Source organism: Kluyvera sp. STS39-E, from assembly GCF_040932435.1.
Lineage (GTDB): Bacteria > Pseudomonadota > Gammaproteobacteria > Enterobacterales > Enterobacteriaceae > Kluyvera.
Genome location: NZ_JBFQGA010000001.1, coordinates 508,666 through 526,664, shown reverse-complemented (window position 1 = coordinate 526,664; position 17,999 = coordinate 508,666). Strand labels below are relative to the sequence as shown.

Here is a 17,999-nt window from a genome sequence, read left to right as displayed (position 1 = left end):
TAGCTTCCCCAACGCACCGACTGTAGGCCTGATATACACAGCGCCATCAGGCAATACAGCTCTCATTTCATCTCAGCAAATATCGCCGACAGCCCGCTGCGCCGTTCGGTGCGCGTAGCAATGGCCTGCACCAGCAGGTTTTCATCGGCATACAGCGACAAACGCGCTTTTGCTCGGGTGATTGCCGTATAAACCAGTTCACGACTCACCACCGGAACAATCTGCGTAGGCAAAACTAGCGCTGCGTGGGTAAACTCCGATCCCTGCGATTTGTGCACCGTCATTACCCAGGCGGTATCGTGCTCCGGCAGGCGGCTTGGCTGTACGGATTTAATGCTGCCATCCGGCATCGGGAACCAGACGCGCATTCCCTGGCCGCGATCTAGCGCAATGCCGATATCGCCGTTAAACAGCCCCAGCGCACTGTCGTTGCGGGTAATCATCACCGGGCGGCCTTCATACCAGCGCGAATGGCGCTGCGGCACAATCTGTCGATGACGCGTCAGCAGTTGTTCAAACTGCGTGTTCAGCCCGCTAACACCCCAAGGCCCTTCACGCAGGGCGCACAGTAGCTGATATTCGCCAAACGCCGATAGAATCACCGCCGGGTCGGCACGTTCACGCAGCAGTTGGAGATAGTGCCCGTAACCCGCGCGCGCATCGTCGAGCATGGCAGCGTAGTCATCCGTTGTACGCTGCGGCTTAAGTTCGATATCGTTAAATCCGCGGCCAAAGGTTTCAGCGACGGCTTTTTTATCGCCCTGATTGACTGCACTGGCCAGCGTTCCGATACCGGTGTCGCGACCAAAACGATAGCTAGTGCGCAACAGACACAGGCTATCGCGCAGTGCGCTCGCCGCATTACCTTCCCCAGCCGGCACCTCGGTACCGGTTAACCGACTTAGCTCATGCGCACGTTCGGCGGTATAGCCCGCATTCACCCAACTGCAGATATCCCCGAGCACCGCTCCGGCTTCGACCGAGGCCAGCTGGTCACGATCGCCAAGGAAAATCACCCGCCCGTGTGGAGGCAGCGCATCAATCAACCGTGCCATCATCGGCAGGTCAATCATGGAGGCTTCGTCGACCACCAGCACGTCGAGATGCAATGGGTTATCCGCGTGGTAGCGCAGCTTCTGACTTCCGGGCTGCGCGCCTAACAGGCGGTGCAACGTGCTGGCCTCAGTGGGCAGCATCGCCTTTTGTTCCCCGGTTAGGGTCAGTTTACGCAGGGCGGCACCCAACGATTCCGTTAATCTTGCCGCTGCCTTCCCTGTGGGGGCTGCGAGGCGAATGCGACACTTTTGCGCACCAGCCATTTGCACCAGCGCCGCCAGCAGTTTGGCGACGGTCGTGGTTTTACCTGTGCCGGGGCCACCGGAGACAACCGAAATGCGACGGGTGAGCGCCACGGCGGCGGCAACCTTTTGCCAGTCCACCGTCGAACTTGGCGGAAATAGCGTATTTAGCGTCGCGGTCAGCTGCGGCTCATCAATGCTAAACGGTGCTTGGGTGTCGCTAAAGAAGCGGGCAACCGTCAGTTCGTTATGCCACATCCGGTTCAGGTAAAGACGTTCACCGCTTAAAATCAGCGGCAATGGGCTCTCTCCATCGCTCACCGCCTGTGAAGCCAGCAATAGCGCAGCCCAATCATCGGGCGCTCCCGCATCGGCAAATAGCTGTTGCCACAGCTCCCGGCTACGACCTTTCGGCTGCATCACGGGATTCAAGTGCGAGAGCGGCAGACAAACGTGCCCTTCGCCGGTATCACGGCTGAGCATGGCGGCAGCTAGCATCACCGCCGGGTGTTCATTCTGCGCCACCATCAGCGCAAACTGGACGTCCAGCGGGCGCAGTAGCTTGAGTTCGACGGCTTCCAGCAGGCGTTGTTCCAGCGTCATGCGTTTAATTCCTCTCCAGCAAACAGGGCATCCATCGCCATAATGAGCGCAGGTTCAGGTTTGGTGACAAAAATGCCCTGCTGTCCCGCTTCGCCGTCAACCCCGCGTAGGAACAGGTAAATCACGCCACCGAAGTGACGCTCGTAATCGTAATCGGCCATACGGTGGCGCAGGTAGCGATGTAGCGCGAGGCTATACAGCTGATATTGCAGGTCATAGCGGTGCGACTGCATCGCCTGCGCCATCGCCTGCTGGGTGTAGGCTTCGCCGTTTTCACCCAAATAGTTGGACTTATAGTCCAGCAGGTAATAGCGCCCATCGTGGCGGAACACAAGGTCGATAAAGCCTTTCAGCATGCCGCGAACCTGGCGGAAATCCAGCTCCGGGCAGCCTGCGGATAACGGGTCGTAGCGGCGGGTTAACGCATCCAGCGCGCGGGCGTCGAGGACTTTGCCGATAGGCAGATAAAACTCCATTTCCACCTGCTTTTGCCGGGCGCTAAGCTGATTGAGCGATATCCCGGTATCCGCCAGCGGAGCCGCCAGTACCTGAGAAATCCATTCGGTTAGCACTGGTTCCCACTCTTCACCAAAGCCGTTATTGAGCAGTTTTTCGCGCATCCACGCCGGGTCAATCGGCTGGGTAAAATCAAGATCTTCAAACAGACTATGCAGGAAGGTGCCCGGCGATGCTCCGCGCGGAAAATTATGCGGCGTCATCAGCTTTTCCGGCAGCGTGTCGCCGGTGCCAGAGGCGTCAATATCCAGACGCGGCAATAGGTCCTGCGCCACGCTGTGACCGCTCTGTTGTAAGCCGGAATAACTGGTCACTCGCCAGTCATCGAGTATCCGTCGCAGCACCTGACGCGCAGCCAGTTCTGGCATCTCGCCCTGCACCGGCTGCCAGCGGGTATTGTCCGGCGGTGTCACCAGCGTCAGCGCAATATGCTCGTCGCACAGCGCGCGCAGGCAAGTTTCCAGCCCAGCGGCTGTCAGCACCTCGCCTTTTTGCAGCAGCCGTCCCGGCGCGCTGTGGTGCAATTCGGTGTCGGTTGGCTTATCGCTGCGGCGAGCGGTTAATGGCGCAATTCCCAAGCTGCAGTGCCAGACGGCGCGGGTTAAGGCAACGTACAGCAGACGCAGATCTTCGGCCAGACGCTCAGCCTCCGCCAGCTCAAGGCTCTCATCGCTTTCGTTGAGATCGAGCACCGCTGCAAATGACTCGCGGTCGTGGTAAAACGCCTGCTTCTCTTTACGGAAACGGGCGATAAACGGCAGCCAGACCAGCGGATATTCCAGCCCTTTCGATTTGTGAATGGTGACAATCTGCACAAGGTGTTTGTCGCTCTCCAGCCGCATCTGCTGGCTGGAAGCGTTGGTGTCCGGTTCAGCTACCTGCTGATTGAGCCAGCGCACCAGCGCATGTTCACTCTCAAGCTGAGTGGCAGCCTCTTGCAGCAGCTCGCTCAGATGCAGAATATCGGTTAAACGCCGCTCACCGCCGTGGGTCGCCAACAGGTTTTCCGCTAGCTTTCGGGCATTCATCAGCGCGCGAAGCATTGGCATAACGCCGCGCCGCTGCCAGATATTACGATACTCGCTGAACTCTTCTACCAACGCATCCCAAGCATTTTCATCTTGATTGAGCTGTTCGAGATCCCGCGCGTTAAGGCCAAACATCGCCGTTGCCAGCGCACTGCGTAGCGTATTTTCCCGCTCCGGCGTCAGCACCGCCTGTAGTACCCACAGCAGTTCCTGCGCTTCCGGGGTTTCAAATACGCTGTCGCGATTCGAGAGATACACCGATGGGATAGCAAGCGCATTGAGCGCATCACGGATAAGCGACGCCTCCTGGCGGTTACGCACCAGTACGGTAATGTCAGATGCCTGCACCGGGCGAGCCTCATCGCCGCGCCACAGCAGTGCCGTGCCGCGCTGACCCGCGCTTAACCAGTCGCGAATTTGCGCCGCACACTGCTCGGCCATGACGTTTTGATAATCGCCCGCGCTCACCCCCTCGCCGGGCATCAGCCAGAGATTCATAGCCGGCTGTTTTTCACCGTCTATCTCAAAGCGCAGCGAGGCGTTTTTTGCCGCTGATTTTACCGGCAGAAACGGTATATCGCGGAACATAAAGGGGTTGTCGACTAGCCCAAACAGGCGGTTGACGCTCTCCACCATCCCCGGCGCTGAACGCCAGTTGGTGTCGAGAGTGTAATGGGCGGCGACGTCGCTGCGTGCGCGCATGTAGGTAAAGATATCGGCCCCGCGAAAAGCATAGATGGCCTGTTTGGGATCGCCGATCAACAGCAACGCGGTATCCGGCTGCTGCCGCCAGATGCGGCGGAAAATACGGTATTGCTGCGGATCGGTATCTTGGAATTCATCGATCATCGCCACCGGAAAACGCTGGCGAATGGCGGCAGCCAGCGCATCACCGCTGTCGCCGTGCAGGGCTTCGTCCAAACGGCTGAGCATGTCATCAAAGCCCAGCTCACCGCGACGACGTTTCTCCCGAGCCACCGCTTCACGAATTTCGACCATCGCTTGGGCAATCACCAGATCGTTTAACGTGAGCGGCGAAGCCAGTAGCCGTTCGATTGCGCTAAATAAAGCATGAGTGGGGACTTCACCGCCCGCTTTTGTTCGCTCGGCCAAGAAGGGCTGGCTGAATTTTTCCAGCGCATCGGGCAACTGGTAGTTTTGCGTCTCTTCCTGCGCCCAGTTGCTAATTTTGTCGATCCACTTGCCCTGGTTGCCGCGGTTAAATTTACGCCTGTCGATGCCTGAGCTTTCCAGCAACGCATCCAGTTCGCCGACGTGCGTCAGCCACAGCTGCTTTATTTCGGTAATGAGCGCCAGGATCTTCTGATGCCGCGACGCCAGCGTTTCAGTTTCGCTTATCGGCATTTTCAACTGCGGCGCTTCGCCCTGCAGGTAGCGATCGATAGACTTCAGCAGATCCTGCGGCCCCTTCCAAGACTCGACGATCACCTGCGCGATATCGCGACTCAGCGGGTAGCAATGGCGTCGCCAAAAATCGGCGCAGGCCTGATAGCGCAGTTGGGATTCGTCTTCAATCAGTTGCTGCTCAAACAACATGCCGGATTCAAAGGCGTTAAGGCTGAGCATGCGCTGGCAGAAGCCGTGGATGGTAAATACCGCCGCATCGTCCATCTGACGCTCGGCCAATAGCAGCACGCTTGCTGCCTGTTGCAGGTCATCGATTTCTGCCAGCAGGCTGGCATAGAGGGGGTTGTCGGTGGCGTTACGCAGGCAGGCGATGCGCAGTTCGTGAATATTACTACGAATGCGCCCGCGCAGCTCTTCGGTGGCAGCTTCGGTGAAGGTTACCACCAGCAGCTCTTCGACGTTTACCGGCCGAGGATAAGCGGCTTCGCCGCCCAGCCCCAGCAAAAGCCGCAGGTAGAGTGCGGCTATGGTGAAGGTTTTTCCGGTGCCCGCTGAGGCTTCAATCAGGCGCTCACCGAGGAGGGGTAAGCGCAGGGGATCAAGGGACTCGGCGGTATCGGTCATTCGTTCTCTCTTTTATCTACGCATAAGCCACTCGATAACTTAGCGTATCGGTAAAGTTTGCTGCAACGCGGTAATGCTCTGCCACACCTTCCAGCCTTCAGGGTGCGCATAGTCAACCTTGCCGTTCTGACTGCCGGAGACCTGTGACAGGAGAGTCATTCCCTGCGGCGCAACCACCGTCTGGTGGAAGAAGTCGGCCAGTTGCTGCGGCGTTAACAGCTTAATTTGGGCCACTACTTTAGCACGTGAATCAAAGGCCATATTACCGCGATCGAAATCTTTGCTCAGCTGCGATGCTTCATCACTCAGCGTTTGCGGCGCTTGCTGCATATCGGCAATCACCGCCTGCTGGATCTGGGCAAACTCTTCCGGCTTCATCGCCCGCAGCTTCTGCTCGGCCGTCGGGAAGAAAGCCTTAAAACGCTCCCACAAGAAGGCCGGCTGTTTTTCATTACTTTGCAGTAAGAAGCCCATGCCCCATTGGCGCCCCACGTTCATGGAGAACGCAAACACCGCATAACCCAGTTGTTCTTCGGTACGCAGTTGGGTGTAGAACCACGGCTGGACGATTTGCGCCAACATGGCACTTGCCGCCGAGCTCGAGAACTCATCAACGTTTGGCGGAACAAATACCGCCGCCAGCGCCGAGTCAGTGCTGCTGCCGGTTTTTTCAAAGATAACGTTCTGCTGCTTGTCGACCACCACATCTTTGTTACGGCACCATTCGTTGCCGTGTGCACCTAGCTGCGACTGCACGTTTCGTGCAAGCGTGGTGGACTGCTCGCGGCTCAAATTGCCAATAACCATAAACTCAGGGCGACCGCCCGCTTTGAGCTGGTTGCGGTAGTCCATCACGTCTTGCAACGTAATCGACGGCAGCAGTGCCTTGCGCTCATCGCGCTGGAAATAAGGCACCTGTGAAACCATCTGAATTGGCATAATCGCCTGTTCGTAGGCTTTGCCTTTTTCCGCCGAGTCCATCATCTGCTTGTACCAAGATTTCGCCTGTTCAAGCTGCTCATCGGTTGCCGTATAGCTGAAATAGCCCTGCAGCAGCGCATCGAACAGCTGTGGCAGACGCTGGGTGTAGCCGTTGGCGTTAAGCATCAAGCCATTGTTGGCACCGGTTGAGAAGCTGATGCCACCGACAGCAGCCTGGTTACTAAGCTGGTCCAGCGCAATACCCGCCAAGTAATCATTAAGAGCAAACATCACCTGACTCTTTGCGCTGTCCATCGCCTGCGGATTTCGCAGGATCATCGTGATATCGGCTTTCGGCTCGCTCGCGAAATAGCGGCTCGGCATGTACACCACGCGCAGCTCCGGCTCATCAACGATGAGTTGCGGGTGCTCGACACCTTTTTCAGGCTTAATCAGCGAAAAATCATCTGGAATATAAGGGTTCAGTTGCGGCAGGTTGAGATCAATCGCGCTGGAAGCCTTCTGCCATTTGGCGAAGGTATCAGCGCTGATTTTGTCGACCTGATACGGTGCATCAACGAAGTAAGCCACTTTGTTATGCGGCTCTTTCGGGCTGATGTACCAAATACGAGCATTTTGCGGGGTCATCATCGCTAGGCGATCTTTTACCGCCTGCGGATCGAAGCGGTCAGCAATGTTAACCACGTCGAGAGCATGCTGCACCGGTACGCGGATCATAGTATCTGCCAGCCATTCAACGTAATCCATATTGCGATTTATTGACGGATAGCGGAAGTCGAGATCCAGCACGTGCGCCAGTTCGTCGAAGTAACTTTTGTCGATGCCTTTGTCACGCATCACGTCAAGGTAGCGGAAAATGGCGGCAACGACTTCGTCGCGATGGGCAAGACCCTTATCGGTCAGCGTGGCGGAAATGGCCAGTACGCCGCTGTTACCATTCACCACCGGATCGGAGTCGGCGCGAATCCCTTCCACTAGCCCTTGTTTTTGCAGCCAATCGGATAAGGTGCCCGGCGTACGGTTGCCGATCATATAGGTGATAAGTTCATCGGTTTTGCTGCGAAACTGGGCGGAGTTGTTGTCGATACGGAATTCTACGCGCAGAACCTTGCGCGGCAGGGCCGGAACGTAGTGAATGACAATGCCCTTTTGCGCATCGGTAACCACCGGAACGGTGATTTCCGGGCGTTCAATGGTTTTATTCGGCACACGACCGTAGGTTTGCGCCGCCATTTTGGCAAGCTCTGGCAGCGGTTTATTGCTGTAAATTACCGCCTTCATCAGATTGGCGGAGTAGTACTTGTCGCGAAATGCCAGCAGCGCATCGTAGACCGGGCTATTCGGCTTGTCGCTCAGCGTTTCAAGGTTGCCGCCGGAGAAGCGTGCGCCAGGGTGCTCTGGGTTGATAGTTTCAGCGCTGACCTGCGCCATGCGCATACCGTCACGGGTGCGCGCCATAGTCAGTTCAGCATTTACGGCGTTGCGTTCGCGGTCGACGTATTTTTTGTCCAGCAGCGGTGCGGCAATGGCGTCAGCGAGTCGGTCGACCGCGCCCTGTAAGGCGTCGTTTTCGACTTCCAGATAAAACGCGGTGCGATACGGCGCGGTACTGGCATTGTGGCTGCCGCCGTGCATTTTTAAGAATTCGGCAAGATTGTCCGGCTGCGGGTAGTTTTTTGAGCCCATCAGCGTCATGTGCTCGAGGTAGTGCGCCAGGCCCGGATGCGAATCAGGATCTTCAAGCGAACCGATAGGCACCACCAGCGCCGACAGCGATTTAACCGCCTGAGGATCAGAGACCAACAGAACAACCATGTGGTTATCCAGCGTAATCGCCTGATACTGACGAGTGTCCTTTTCGCTCTTACGGATGGTTTCCTTTATCGGTTGCCATCCGGTGTCTGCCTGACCAACGGTCGCCCAAAGGGCTGTGACTAAAACAACAATACTCAACCAAATACTGCGGGGCATTCACGGACCTCACCATTAACAAATACTGCTGATAAATCTTAATACTTGTACAGGTAGCCCGGTCAGCGCACCTCACCGGGGACGTCCCAGCAGGCGGAAATTACCGCCTCTAGGCTACCTCTCATCAGTCCGTGACGCGTTGCGCATAGTAAATGAACCCATCAACTTGCGCAATTTTTATACAATCATAATGACTGATTAAAACGAAATACGGGCAGCAGATACTCGGTCGTTTGTTCAACAATCGCCTCATACTGCGCGGTTTCCAGCGTACGCCACAGGCGTTGATACCAGACGTCAGCCCCTTCACCGCTTACGACCATATTACCTTCGTACGTCTGCAAAAATTTACTGCGCGCTTTTTGCAGCGTCTCTTCATCCCTTAAGATGGCATCATTTTCGGCATCGTAACAGGCTTTTATCCACGCCCCGCCGCTCTCGGGTAAAAACAGCAACGGCTCGCACATTCCCTGACGATAGCCCCGCACCAACTGGGCCAGATAGGCATTGGCTTCATCAGTCGCCAGTGGAGGGAAACACCATTCACCTTCTTTTCTAAGCAGCAATCGGCTTTCGCCGTTACCGCCGCTAGCACAGTAGACAAGGTGTTCCAGCCAAAGTTGCATTCCTTGTGAAACGCTAAGCAAAGATGGACGCCAGCGCAACAGGCCGTTGTCCTGAACCTGCGGTAACCATCCCGTTATGTTAACCCCGTCGCATTCAAGGTCGATTTCCATGCTCTGCGCAGGCCTGCGGTATTCAATGACCCGGCTCGCAAGCGCTGTCATTTCTTGGCGCTGCGCCTGCCAGGCAATTTCGCCAAATGGGCCGTAAGGGAGTTCGCCCGCCGCGCGATAACGGCGGTACATTTTGTCCGGCTCCTGCTGCTCAATTAAGGTATTGAGCAGTTGCTGATTAAGCTGATAGCGCGTCAGTCCTTCAAGCGTGAACGGTTCAGTATCGGGGATATCGCTCTCTTCGCTGCGGAAGTTAACCTGGAGCCGCAGTTGGAAGAACGCGCGAACCGGGTGACGCCAGAAACGCTGTAGCTGCTCAAGCGGCAGCGTAGTGAATTCAAGCGCCGCCAGAGGTTGGATAAAGTCAGTGTGAGCTTCTCCCTGCTGGTTTGCCGCCGCCAGCCATTCGCGGGCATAGCTTTGCTGCTCATCGGTCTGATAGTTTTCGGCGTCGAACGGCATACGGCTGTGCAGATGCATGATGTGGTTTTTCACCCGCTGTTCGCTTTGGTCGCAGTTCAGCGCTTCATCGCCCACCAGACAGTGGCTCTGGCCGATATAATCCAAGAGTTCCTGCACCAACACCGACGGGTAGCGTTCGCTATTGTCCTGAATGGAACGACCGATATAGCTGATATACAGCGCTTTTTCCGCCGACATCATGGCTTCAAGGAACAGGTAGCGGTCATCATCGCGGCGGCTGCGATCACCGCGCACCGGTTTCTGGCTCATTAAATCAAAGCCAAGCGGTGCAAGTGCACGTGGGTAGATACCGTCGTTCATCCCCAGTAGGCAGACCACTTTGAACGGGATCGAACGCATTGGCATCAGGGTGCAAATATTGATTGGCCCAGCAAGGAAGCGCTGGCTGATGCGTTCTTGGTCAAGACGCAGTGCCAGCTCATCACGAAGCAACGACAAAGGGACTTCACCGTCATACTGTGACTGAACGCCCTGAGCGATAATCGCCTGCCACTGCTGCTCAATCAGCGTCAACGCGGCTTCAGTATCCTGATCCGGTAAGAAGAAATCGTTGAGCATTTCACGGCAAACCGGCAGCCATTCATCCAACGTTCGCGTCTGCGTCAGCACCTGCCGCCAGCGGTTAAGCTGCATCAATAGTGAGGCCAAATGCCCGACCAGCTCGGCAATCAACCCGCTGGATTCGTCATACGGCAGCACATCCTGCCACTCGCCTTGGCTGCTTTCCATGGCATACCCCAGCAGCATACGCGTCAGGCCAAAACGCCAGGTATGTTGGCCGGTGGCGGGGAGATCCAGCTCGCGGACATTGTCGTCGTCCATTCCCCAGCGCACGCCGGATTCGTTAACCCACTGGCGTAAATGCAAAAGCCCCGCTTCATCAATGTTAAAACGCGCAGCCAGTACCGGAACGTCAAGCAGTGCGAGCACATCTTCGCTGGTGAAGCGGCTATCCGGCAGTGACAACAGGGTGATAAAAGCCTGCATCGCCGGATGCGCCTGACGAGCACGGCGGTCCGAGATGGCGTACGGCAGATAGCGCTCACCGGTCGCACTGCCAAATACGGCTTGGATAAACGGGCTGTAGCTATCGATATCCGCCACCATCACGATGATGTCACGCGGCGTTAGCGTAGGGTCAGCCTCTAACATCGCCAGCAAACGGTCATGTAAGACCTCCACCTCACGCTGTGGGCTGTGACAAACATGAACGGTCAGGCTGCGATCATCTGCCGACAGCAGGCGCTTGTCGCCACTGTGGGCGAATTCCTCGGCAGTACGACCGGCAACAGCGCTGTTTTTCAGCTCTAGCACGTCGTACTGAAGGTTATGCAGCAGGTTGTCCGGCTCGATATCGACAAAAGCATCCAGTTCCTGATAGCGCTCAAGCCCCGCCAACAGATAGATATAGTCACGCCCCAACTTACCCCAAGAGGCGAGCATCGGGTTGCCGACGTCCTGCTCCCCCTCGTCGTTAAACAGCCCCGATGCGTTTTGAGAGTCCTGAAACAGCGGCAGCTCTCGTTGTTCGCGATAGTGCCGACGCTGACGCGCCAGCAAGCGGGCCAGAAACGCAGGATCTTTGATATCTCCCCAGTAGTAGCGACATGGGTTGGTGAACAGCACGTAGATGTCCACATGCTTGCCCAATGCCTGTAGAGCATGCAGATAAACCGGTGGCAATGCGGAAATACCGCAAATAAAGACGCGTGGAGGCAACCCGGCGGGAGCGGTGGCGCTTTGCTCCAGCGTATCGATAAAGCGTTGATAAAGGTTGGCACGGTGCCACAGCGGTTGTCCCAGCGCGGCGGTGTGTTCTACCAAGGCTTTCCATAAGGGTGCCTGCCACTGCTGCGCATCGCCGACGCCATCGACCAGCTCTCCGGCCTCCCACTGGGTTAGCCACTGTGGGCGATATACCAGATATTGGTCATAGAGATCAGCTACCCGCGAGGCCAGCTGGAATAACTTGCGCTTGTCGGCATCATCGGTCAGGTAATGGCGCAGCGGAATAAAGGCTTCGTCATCAAGCATCCCCGGCAACAGCGTCATCAGCTTCCAGCTCATGCTCTGCTTGTTAAAGGCGCTTTCAGCGGGGATCTCAGGCAGCACGCGGGTGAACATGTCCCAGATAAAGCTCGCGGGTAGCGGGAAGTCGATATTGGCGGCAATGCCAAAACGCTGTGACAGCGTCATCTGCAGCCACTGCGCCATCCCGGTACTTTGCACGAGGATCATTTCAGGCTCAAAGGGGTCAGCCAGCCGGTCCTGCTCAACGATAAATTCCATCAATGCTTCCAGCACATCCAGACGGTTGGAGTGGTAGACCCGTAACATATTCGCTCCTGACTACTGACTGACCGAACAATGCAGACGCGTCATGCGCCCCTGCTTGCCCATAGGGGTGGTAATAGTAGCATTGATGCTGACACATGATGATGATGATGTCTGTAGCCTCTGGCTTTGCCAGCCTACTGGCATCGCGGCTGCCTGCCGCTGCGTCTGCTCCCAGGCATGGCGCCAAAGCTGGCGATAGTGGTTTAGCTGGACGCTAGCGGTCACCAGCCCACGGTAATATCCGCCAAGTGCCGTAACCACACTGACCATCAGAAACAGAGCCAGAATCACCTCCGGCAGGCTAAACCCATGTGATTTTAAAGTGGCTGACATTGTGATACCTCTTTTAGCGGGCAGAAATCGCTCCAGCCGTGCGCTGAAAAATGAATACCATCTGCATCCCAAGTTCCAGATTGCCATAAGCGCAGGGCGTCGCTTTGGGCGGTCAGCAACAGCGCACCGTCGGCAAACTGTTGCAGACACACACGGCTGGTTTCATCAAAGCTTCGGCACTGCGTCCCTGCCGTCACCGGCCATTGCTGTACTTTCCCCCACTGTATCGCCGAATGAACAATCGCAGTTTTTCGCAACGCGCGGGTTTCATCGTTGACCCTTGCTAACTGCTGTCGCTGAGCTTGATTAAGCCCCTGGAGCATCAAGCTGCCTAACAGTAAAAGCATCAGCACCATCGCCAGAGATGAGATACCTCGTTCGCGATTCATAGGTTATAGCCCGTCACGCTGTATTGTGCGCTCGCCGTTTCACCCCGCCCGGTGATGGCCGAAAGTGAAATGACAAATTCCGGCGGGAAACCGCTCTGTCTCGCCTGTGTGACGTGAAAGCGGGTCACCGTCACCGTCGTCGCATCGCTCATTTTGTGCCAGCCGCCGCCCTCACAGTTCTGCGCACCGCGCTGTGTTTCCAGCACGCCCAATTTCAGACGAAATCCGATGCTATCGGCCTCTTCCATAGGAGACGCCTCCCAGCGCCCGTTAGCGTTGCCGTCCCAACGGGCGATGAGACATTCGCCGGATGCGGCAAGATACAGTGGCGCGCCGCTACAGCTCTCTCCCGCGCAAAATCCTGCGCGCTGCAGATGTTTTGCCACCGTAAACACCTGCTGCCAAAGGTCATCCTCGAGCGTCTGCTGGCGCATCTGCTGCATTATGCCAAGCTGCAAGGCCGGTAAAAATCGCGAAGCCCCAAGCAGCAGAATGCTGCTGACCGCCATGGCTATTAGCACCTCCAATAGTGAAAAGCCGCGCATTAGCATGTGGACTCCTCGCACAGACGAACACGCCCCCAGCCTGAAACGATAACGCTCCAACGGCCCGCCACGCTTGAAAGCACGAGGCTGCCCGCCCAAGCGGTATTGCGTAGGCCATAGAAGGCCAAATTAGGCGTCATTTTACTGATTTCTACTTCAGCCCATCGCGGTCGAAAAACAGCGGGATTATTCGCAGGACAGTCCGTCAGCACGGCGTCATCGGCAACCATGCACCAGCGCTCGGCCGTTCGATTCAGCCGCAGTCGACGGTCAACGTTGTGCCAATTCGCGTCGCTTCTGAGATACAACATGTAATCCCTCAGCGCGCTGGCGGTTTGCCACAAGCGTTGCGACTGCTGCCAGCGTTGCCAGCCATATAAGCCCGAAGCGCTGAGGGTAAGCACCAGAGTCATGGTGACCAATGTTTCTATCAGGGTATAACCCTTTTCTCTGTTCATGGCGGCAGTGTTGAGCAGCGAGCGATTACATGCGAGGAGAGATTGAGCGTTTTACGAGGCGGGGCGAGAGGTGATTTTGTGGTTGCAGTCAGTTGCAAAAAAACGGGAATGCGGCTTCCACAGATAAAAAAAACGGCGCTCGAAAGCGCCGTTTTCTGTTCAAATCGATTAAATTGCCACTGGCGCTTTAATCCCCGGATGCGGGTCGTAACCTTCGATTTCGAAGTCGTCGAAACGGTAGTCGAAGATCGATTCAGGCTTACGTTTGATAACCAATTTCGGCAGCGCGCGTGGTTCGCGGGTCAGCTGCAGCGCGGTCTGTTCCATGTGGTTGCTGTACAGGTGGGTGTCACCGCCGGTCCAGACAAAGTCGCCCACTTCCAGGTCGCACTGCTGCGCCATCATATGCACCAACAGTGCATAGCTGGCGATGTTAAATGGCAGGCCGAGGAAGACGTCGCAAGAGCGCTGGTAGAGCTGGCAGGAAAGCTTGCCGTCCGCCACGTAGAACTGGAAGAACGCGTGGCACGGTGCCAGCGCCATTTTGTCCAGCTCGCCGACGTTCCACGCTGAAACGATGATTCGACGCGAGTCCGGGTCGTTTTTCAGCTGGTTCACAACGGTAGTGATCTGGTCAATGTGACGGCCGTCAGGCGTCGGCCATGCGCGCCACTGTTTGCCATAAACTGGACCAAGGTCGCCGTTTTCATCGGCCCATTCGTCCCAAATGCTGACGTTGTTTTCATGCAGGTAGGCGACGTTGGTGTCACCCTGCAGGAACCACAGCAGTTCATGGATGATGGAGCGCAGATGGCAGCGCTTGGTGGTCACCAGCGGGAAACCGTCTTGCAGGTTAAAGCGCATCTGGTGGCCAAACAGGGAGACCGTGCCGGTGCCGGTGCGGTCATTTTTCGGGGTGCCCTCATCGAGCACCTTTTGCATCAGTTCAAGATACTGTTTCATGCTTCCTCAGGAAATCTGTTTCTGCGGACGACGAAACGCCCAAACCATCATAATGATACCCACAAGAACCATCGGCACGGAAAGGATTTGCCCCATGCTGATGTACTGAACCCATTCGCCGGTGAACTGTGCATCCGGCTGGCGGAAGAATTCACAGATGATGCGGAACAGGCCGTAGCCAATCAGGAACAGGCCGGAGACCGAGCCTGCCGGGCGTGGCTTACGGATAAAGAAGTTCAGGACGAGGAACAGCACCACGCCTTCGAGCGCCAGTTCGTACAGCTGAGAAGCATGGCGCGGCAGCGAGCCGTAGGTGTCAAACAGCGTTTGCCATTCTGGGTGCGATGGCAGCAGCGCAATATCTTCCGCTCGGGAGCCTGGGAACAGCATGGTGTACTTGAAGCTCGGATCGACGCGGCCCCACAGTTCGCCGTTGATAAAGTTACCTAGGCGGCCACAGCCTAAACCAAACGGGATTAGCGGTGCGATGAAGTCAGAGACCTGGAAGAAGGTACGCTTGGTGCGTTTGGCGAAGATAATCATCACCACGATCACCCCAATCAGGCCGCCGTGGAAGGACATCCCGCCGTCCCAGACGCGGAACAGATAGAGCGGATCTTGCAAGAACAAGTCGAAGTTGTAGAACATAACGTAGCCGATACGTCCACCGAGGAAGACCCCGAGGAAGCCCGCGTACAGCAGGTTTTCAACTTCGTTTTTGGTCCAGCCGCTGTTCGGACGATTGGCACGACGCGTGGCCAACCACATTGCGAAGATAAAGCCCACAAGGTACATCATGCCGTACCAATGCAGGGAAACCGGTCCGATGGAAAAAATAACCGGATCAATGTCCGGGAAACGCAGATAACCACTATTCATCTGTCACCACAAATGCTTGTTATTCCGCCGAAAGTGGACAGCGGTAGAGATGCGCGCCGTAGGCTTCAGACGCTCCAAAGTTGCGAATAATAACACAAGGGGGATGAGAGATGATGCGGTGAAGATGTAAAAGATATGTATAACCCGGCATCCCCGATATCGCAGTGCACAGAAGGATGGTAAACGTAGGCCGGATAAGGCGAAGCCGCCATCCGGCAATGTACCTAAAATGCCGGATGGCGGCTTCGCCTTATCCGGCCTACAGGGATCTCGTTCTTACAATCCGCCGCGAATCAGGCCGCCAAGGCCACGGCGCTCCATAAACGCGGCAACCTGGTGGCGTACTTCGGTGGACATCTGCGCATCAAGGCTACGCTGTGCCAGCGTTTGTGCGTCCTGAAGGTCAATGTGACGCAGCAGGTATTTCACTCGCGCCACCGAACGGCCGTTCATCGACAGATGGCGGAAGCCCAGACCAACCAGAATAGCTACACACATCGGATCGCCTGCCATTTCGCCGCACAGACGGAGATCGATACCGTAGCGTTCGGTTTCTTGGACTATCATCGACAGCACCCGAATCATGCCGGGGTGCAGGCTATCGTATATGCTGGCCACCCGAGTGTTGTTGCGATCTACCGCCAATACGTACTGGGTCAGGTCATTGGTACCGACCGAGATAAAATCGATACGGTTAACCAAGTTCGGCAGCATAAAGACCATCGACGGAACTTCCAGCATGATCCCCAAGCGTGGCTTAGGAATGGCGTAGCCGATCATCTCTTCTACTTCGCGCCCCGCGCGGTCGATCAGACGACGCGCCTCATCCACCTCTTCAAGGCTGGTGATCATCGGCAGCAGAATGCTCAGGTTGCCGGTCGCCGCGTTGGCGCGCAGCATAGCGCGAACCTGAACGAGGAAGATCTCTGGCTGATCGAGCGTAATACGGATCCCGCGCCAGCCCAGACACGGATTCTCTTCACTGATGGGCATATACGGCAACTGTTTATCGGCCCCGACGTCAAGCGTTCGCAGCGTGACGGGCTTGTCGTTAAACATCTGCAGCATGCCCTGATACTGCGCCACCTGTTCCTCTTCAGAAGGGAAACCGCTTTGCAGCATAAAAGGAATTTCAGTGCGGTACAGGCCAATGCCGTCGATACGGCGTCCCAGCATCTGTTCGTGTTCAGGGCTCAGGCCTGCATTGAGCATCACTTTGATACGCTCGCCGCTCTTAAGCTCCGCCGGGCGGTCAACGTCCCCTTCCGCTAGGCGGCTGAGTTCATTTTCTTCGCTGATGAGGCGCTGGTATTCCTGTATTAGGATCGGTTCAGGATCGACCAGCAGTTCGCCGCGATAGCCGTCCACTACCAGCGTGCGGCCATGGAGAATCGACGGCTGGATATCCGCGCCCATCACCGTAGGAATTCCCAGTGCGCGAACCATAATCGCCGCGTGGGAGTTAGCCGCGCCGTCGCGAACCACGACACCCGCTAAACGATCCTGCGGTAGCTCGGCAAGCGTCGCGGCGGAGAGTTCGTCTGCCACCAGAATAAAACGTGCAGGCCAAGCGTTGGCCCCGGTGGTGGTGTCGTCGAGGTGGAACAGCAGCCGCTGCCCCAATGTGCGTAAGTCGCCCGCGCGCTCTTTTAGGTAGCCGTCACGCAGTGCGGCAAACTGTTCGGCAAATTTCTCGACGATCTTTTTCACCGCCCATTCCGCCACCGCGCCTTTATCGACCTCGGCAAATAGCTCGCGGCGCAGACTGGCGTCGGATAGCAGATGGGAATAGAGATCGAAAATCGCCGCCGTCTCTTTTTGCGCACCGGCAGTAAAGCGTTTGCTGTAGCGACGAAATTCGCTAGCCGCCTCTTCCAGCGCACCGGTCAGGCGTTCACGCTCAAGCGCCGTATCCAGCGAGGAGGCTTCATATACCTGCTCCATCAACGGCAGCGTGGCGTCCATCCAGCCTTCGGCAATAGCGACGCCCGGCGATGCCGGCAGCGCACGCACGCGGGTCTGGCGATACTGACCAAATAGCGAAGCCAGCTGCGATTGAGAGAAAATCGCCGCCATTTGCGTTGCCAGCGTTACGAGGAAAGACTCTTCGCTTTCGTCAAACTGACGCAGTTCACGTTGCTGCACCACCAGCACGCCCAGTAGTTGGCGACGCTGAATAATCGGTACACCAAGGAAGGCGCGGAAACGCTCTTCTTTTACGGAAGGAATGTATTTGTAGCTAGGGTGCTTTTGCGCATCGGCAAGGTTGATGGGTTCAGCCAGACGACCGACGAGGCCCACAATACCTTCATCAAAGGCGAGCGTGATGGTACGACCGCGCGGTTTTTTGAGGCCGCGGGTCGCCATCAGATAGAAGCAACGTCGATCGTTGTCGGCGAGATAAACTGAACAAACTTCTGTCTCCATCGCCTGACAGACGTCGGTGACAAGAATATCCAGCGCCTCGTTTAGCCGAGGCGCACTCGCGACCTTCTCAACAATTTCGCGTAAGCGAGTGAGCATAA

11 protein-coding genes are annotated in these 17,999 nt (G+C 56.5%); all 11 read right to left on the bottom strand.

Annotation, left to right across the window (positions count from 1 at the left end; all coding sequences use genetic code 11):
- Positions 1–62: 62 nt before the first annotated feature.
- Positions 63–1,901, bottom strand: a complete 1,839-nt coding sequence (gene recD, locus AB4K05_RS02545; RefSeq protein ID WP_368478445.1) for an exodeoxyribonuclease V subunit alpha — start codon at positions 1,899–1,901, stop codon at positions 63–65.
- Positions 1,898–5,437 (bottom strand): exodeoxyribonuclease V subunit beta, encoded by a 3,540-nt coding sequence (gene recB / locus AB4K05_RS02540; RefSeq protein WP_368478444.1) that lies wholly within the window; start codon positions 5,435–5,437, stop codon positions 1,898–1,900. Before recB ends, recD begins: the two co-directional genes overlap by 4 nt.
- Before the next feature lie 39 nt (positions 5,438–5,476).
- The gene (ptrA, locus tag AB4K05_RS02535) at positions 5,477–8,350 is read right to left on the bottom strand and encodes a pitrilysin (RefSeq protein ID WP_368478443.1); all 2,874 of its coding nucleotides are present in this window, start codon (positions 8,348–8,350) and stop codon (positions 5,477–5,479) included.
- A gap of 185 nt (positions 8,351–8,535) precedes the next feature.
- A complete protein-coding gene (recC, locus tag AB4K05_RS02530; protein WP_368478442.1) occupies positions 8,536–11,907 on the bottom strand; it encodes an exodeoxyribonuclease V subunit gamma in 3,372 nt (1,123 codons plus the stop codon).
- Between the two features lie 12 nt (positions 11,908–11,919).
- Positions 11,920–12,240: a prepilin-type N-terminal cleavage/methylation domain-containing protein gene (locus AB4K05_RS02525; RefSeq protein ID WP_368478441.1), complete on the bottom strand. Its 321-nt coding sequence runs from the start codon at positions 12,238–12,240 to the stop codon at positions 11,920–11,922.
- On the bottom strand, positions 12,225–12,629 hold the full coding sequence (locus AB4K05_RS02520) for a DUF2509 family protein (protein WP_368478440.1): 405 nt from the start codon (positions 12,627–12,629) through the stop codon (positions 12,225–12,227). The genes AB4K05_RS02525 and AB4K05_RS02520 overlap by 16 nt, the downstream gene beginning before the upstream one ends.
- Complete coding sequence (locus AB4K05_RS02515) at positions 12,626–13,180, bottom strand: prepilin peptidase-dependent protein (protein ID WP_368478439.1); 555 nt, start codon at positions 13,178–13,180, stop codon at positions 12,626–12,628. The genes AB4K05_RS02520 and AB4K05_RS02515 overlap by 4 nt, the downstream gene beginning before the upstream one ends.
- Complete coding sequence (locus tag AB4K05_RS02510) at positions 13,174–13,632, bottom strand: prepilin peptidase-dependent protein (protein WP_368478438.1); 459 nt, start codon at positions 13,630–13,632, stop codon at positions 13,174–13,176. The genes AB4K05_RS02515 and AB4K05_RS02510 overlap by 7 nt, the downstream gene beginning before the upstream one ends.
- 168 nt (positions 13,633–13,800) lie before the next feature.
- Positions 13,801–14,595, bottom strand: a complete 795-nt coding sequence (gene thyA, locus AB4K05_RS02505) for a thymidylate synthase (protein WP_368478437.1) — start codon at positions 14,593–14,595, stop codon at positions 13,801–13,803.
- 6 nt (positions 14,596–14,601) lie between these two features.
- Positions 14,602–15,474, bottom strand: coding sequence for a prolipoprotein diacylglyceryl transferase (gene lgt / locus AB4K05_RS02500; RefSeq protein ID WP_368478436.1), 873 nt, complete (start codon positions 15,472–15,474; stop codon positions 14,602–14,604).
- 276 nt (positions 15,475–15,750) lie between these two features.
- Entirely contained in the window at positions 15,751–17,997 is a 2,247-nt protein-coding gene (gene ptsP, locus AB4K05_RS02495) for a phosphoenolpyruvate--protein phosphotransferase (RefSeq protein WP_368478435.1), read from the bottom strand.
- Positions 17,998–17,999 lie beyond the last annotated feature (2 nt).

Coding starts and splice junctions, on each gene's coding strand:
- recC (WP_368478442.1), bottom strand. CDS start 11,907: ATGTTACGGGTCTACCACTCCAACCGTCTGGATGTGCTGGAAGCATTG.
- AB4K05_RS02520 (WP_368478440.1), bottom strand. CDS start 12,629: ATGAATCGCGAACGAGGTATCTCATCTCTGGCGATGGTGCTGATGCTT.
- ptrA (WP_368478443.1), bottom strand. CDS start 8,350: ATGCCCCGCAGTATTTGGTTGAGTATTGTTGTTTTAGTCACAGCCCTT.
- recB (WP_368478444.1), bottom strand. CDS start 5,437: ATGACCGATACCGCCGAGTCCCTTGATCCCCTGCGCTTACCCCTCCTC.
- recD (WP_368478445.1), bottom strand. CDS start 1,901: ATGACGCTGGAACAACGCCTGCTGGAAGCCGTCGAACTCAAGCTACTG.
- lgt (WP_368478436.1), bottom strand. CDS start 15,474: ATGAATAGTGGTTATCTGCGTTTCCCGGACATTGATCCGGTTATTTTT.
- AB4K05_RS02525 (WP_368478441.1), bottom strand. CDS start 12,240: ATGTCAGCCACTTTAAAATCACATGGGTTTAGCCTGCCGGAGGTGATT.
- ptsP (WP_368478435.1), bottom strand. CDS start 17,997: ATGCTCACTCGCTTACGCGAAATTGTTGAGAAGGTCGCGAGTGCGCCT.
- AB4K05_RS02510 (WP_368478438.1), bottom strand. CDS start 13,632: ATGAACAGAGAAAAGGGTTATACCCTGATAGAAACATTGGTCACCATG.
- thyA (WP_368478437.1), bottom strand. CDS start 14,595: ATGAAACAGTATCTTGAACTGATGCAAAAGGTGCTCGATGAGGGCACC.
- AB4K05_RS02515 (WP_368478439.1), bottom strand. CDS start 13,180: ATGCTAATGCGCGGCTTTTCACTATTGGAGGTGCTAATAGCCATGGCG.